The sequence below is a fragment of the Desulfuromonas sp. TF genome (genome assembly GCF_000472285.1).
Lineage (GTDB): Bacteria > Desulfobacterota > Desulfuromonadia > Desulfuromonadales > ATBO01 > ATBO01.
This window is the reverse complement of record NZ_KI421424.1, coordinates 299,906-302,018: the sequence shown is the minus strand read 5'-3', so window position 1 is coordinate 302,018 and position 2,113 is coordinate 299,906. Positions and strand designations below refer to the sequence as shown.

Annotated in this window: 3 protein-coding genes; all 3 read right to left on the bottom strand. The window is 54.8% G+C overall.

Annotated elements, in window-relative coordinates; all coding sequences use genetic code 11:
* The coding region (locus DTF_RS0117730; RefSeq protein WP_027716408.1) for a response regulator at positions 1–383 on the bottom strand (383 nt) is incomplete at its 3' end.
* A 305-nt stretch (positions 384–688) separates the two neighbouring features.
* Positions 689–1,279, bottom strand: a complete 591-nt coding sequence (locus tag DTF_RS0117725; protein ID WP_027716407.1) for an ATP/GTP-binding protein — start codon at positions 1,277–1,279, stop codon at positions 689–691.
* Between the two features lie 14 nt (positions 1,280–1,293).
* Positions 1,294–1,791, bottom strand: coding sequence for a roadblock/LC7 domain-containing protein (locus DTF_RS0117720; RefSeq protein WP_027716406.1), 498 nt, complete (start codon positions 1,789–1,791; stop codon positions 1,294–1,296).
* Between the last annotated feature and the right edge of the window lie 322 nt (positions 1,792–2,113).

Here is a 2,113-nt window from a genome sequence, read left to right as displayed (position 1 = left end):
GCCGCCTGCTCCCGCCGGCGCAGAACCGTCTTGATCCGGGCCGAGAGCACCTTCTGGCTGAACGGCTTGGTCACATAGTCGTCGGCTCCCGTCTCAAGGCCACCGACGATATCGGCCTCCTCCCCCTTGGCGGTGAGCATCACTACCGGAGTACGGGAGGTGGCCGGATCCTCGCGCAGCCTGCGGCAGACCTCCATGCCGTCGATTCCCGGGAGCATCAGATCGAGAATCACCAGATCGGGAGAGGTCTCCCGCGCCTCCTGCAGACCTTCCTCGCCGGTGGTGCGCGAAGTCACCCTGTATCCCTCTTTAGCCAGGTTGTAGTGGATCACCGCCAGAATATCCTCTTCGTCTTCGATCACCAGAATGTGTTCTTTGCTCATTTAAATCCTCCGTCGGTTTGCGGAAGTATAGGAGCGGCATTGTTAGGGTTTGATTAGATTTCGCGGCAGAGCCGGCGCCAAAGCAAAAATAACGAACCTTCAATCATTTTTACACAAAAGAGCTCTGATAATCCGCAACGAATGTCATCCTCTCCATACCCACCTGAATCGCCGATGCGGATGAGGTGTTCGTCCAACCCCGTACGTTTTCGATCCATCCGCTTTCACGTTCGCCAAACGAAGAGGCCATTTCCCCATGAAGGAAATGGCCTCTTCGTCTCTCGTCGTAAAGGGGGGGGTGGGATCTACCCTCCCCCTTTTTTCAGATCGATCAGAATCTGCTTGGCGACGGCTTTGAGGGTTTCGAAAACCCCTTCGCCGGTCGTGGCGCAGGCTTCGAAGTCGGGAACATTGTCGGGGTTGAGCAGGCTCCGCAGTTCCTCCGTTGAAGTCACATTAGGCAGGTCGCGTTTATTGTACTGGATCACGAAGGGGAGTTTTTCCAATTGATACCCCTGCTCCTCCAGATTATCTTTAAGGTTCTCCATGCTTTCGATGTTGGCGTCGAGTCGTTCTTCCTGGGAGTCGGCGACGAAAACAACGCCGTCCACCCCTTTGAGAATCAGCTTGCGGGACGCATCATAGAAAACCTGTCCGGGAACGGTGTAGAGGTGAAAACGCGTCTTGAAGCCTCGAATTTCGCCGAGGGCAAGGGGGAGGAAATCGAAGAAGAGGGTCCGCTCCGTTTCGGTGGCCAGCGAGATCATCTTCCCCTTGGCCTCGGGAGCGGTCTTCTGGTAAACCAGCTGCAGATTGGTGGTCTTGCCGCAGAGCCCCGGTCCGTAATATACGATTTTACAATTGATTTCACGCGAGGCGTAATTGATGAAAGACATGCTCGGCTACCCTGTCATTTGAAGAGATTGTCGATGTCGTCATCGGTTATCTCGGCGAAGGGACTCTGGTTTGTCCCCTCCTTCTCCATTTCCGCCGTCTTTCGCCCCAGGTCCTCGAAAATAACCGCCAGTTCATCGCTGGCCTTTTTGACCCGGAGCCGCACGAGGCCGAGGGAACTGCGCTGGTCGAAGATGACCACCAGGATTACCCGCCCGGCAATGATGGAGATATGAATGTTGTCTTTTTCTCCCTCGTGAAAGAGGATGGAAAATTCTTTTTCCCCGATCAATTTGGCCAGACCGCCCGTAGCTGCAATATTGCCGGCCGTCAGCGAAGCCAAACTCGTGGTATCCAGGTGCTCGGTTTCGCCGGTAGCGGCGATCAACTGACCGTTTTTGTCGACCAGAAAAATGACCTTGCTGTTGGATTCACGCAGAAGCTTCTCGATAACGGCGTAGATTCTCTTGAGCTCTTCGTCATACATGACGAAGGTTGACTGAGACCCGAACATTCAGTGCTCCTTGGGCAGTGCTCCTAGGCGGGGTTTCTACACGAAAGCCTTATATAGCATTGGGCCCGGGATGAATCAAGGTTTTTCCGGGAGCCCACGCCCGCGAAAAAAAACTCCCGGCGAAATTATCGCCGGGAGTTCTTGTCACCTCTTTGCGGGATTATTTTTCGATCCCGCAATCTGCCTGCATTTCGGCCAGTTTCTTGTAGAGGTCGAAACGCGTGGCCGTGACCTTGTTGGCCTCTTCCATCAGCTTGGCTGCCGCTTCAGGGTTGGCCTTCTTCAGCACCCTATAGCGGTTCTGCCGCTGGGCGTAGTCCTC

Bases quoted from the DNA above. Each gene is read 5' to 3' on its own strand.
- DTF_RS0117720 (WP_027716406.1), bottom strand. From the start codon at position 1,791: ATGTTCGGGTCTCAGTCAACCTTCGTCATGTATGACGAAGAGCTCAAG.
- DTF_RS0117725 (WP_027716407.1), bottom strand. From the start codon at position 1,279: ATGTCTTTCATCAATTACGCCTCGCGTGAAATCAATTGTAAAATCGTA.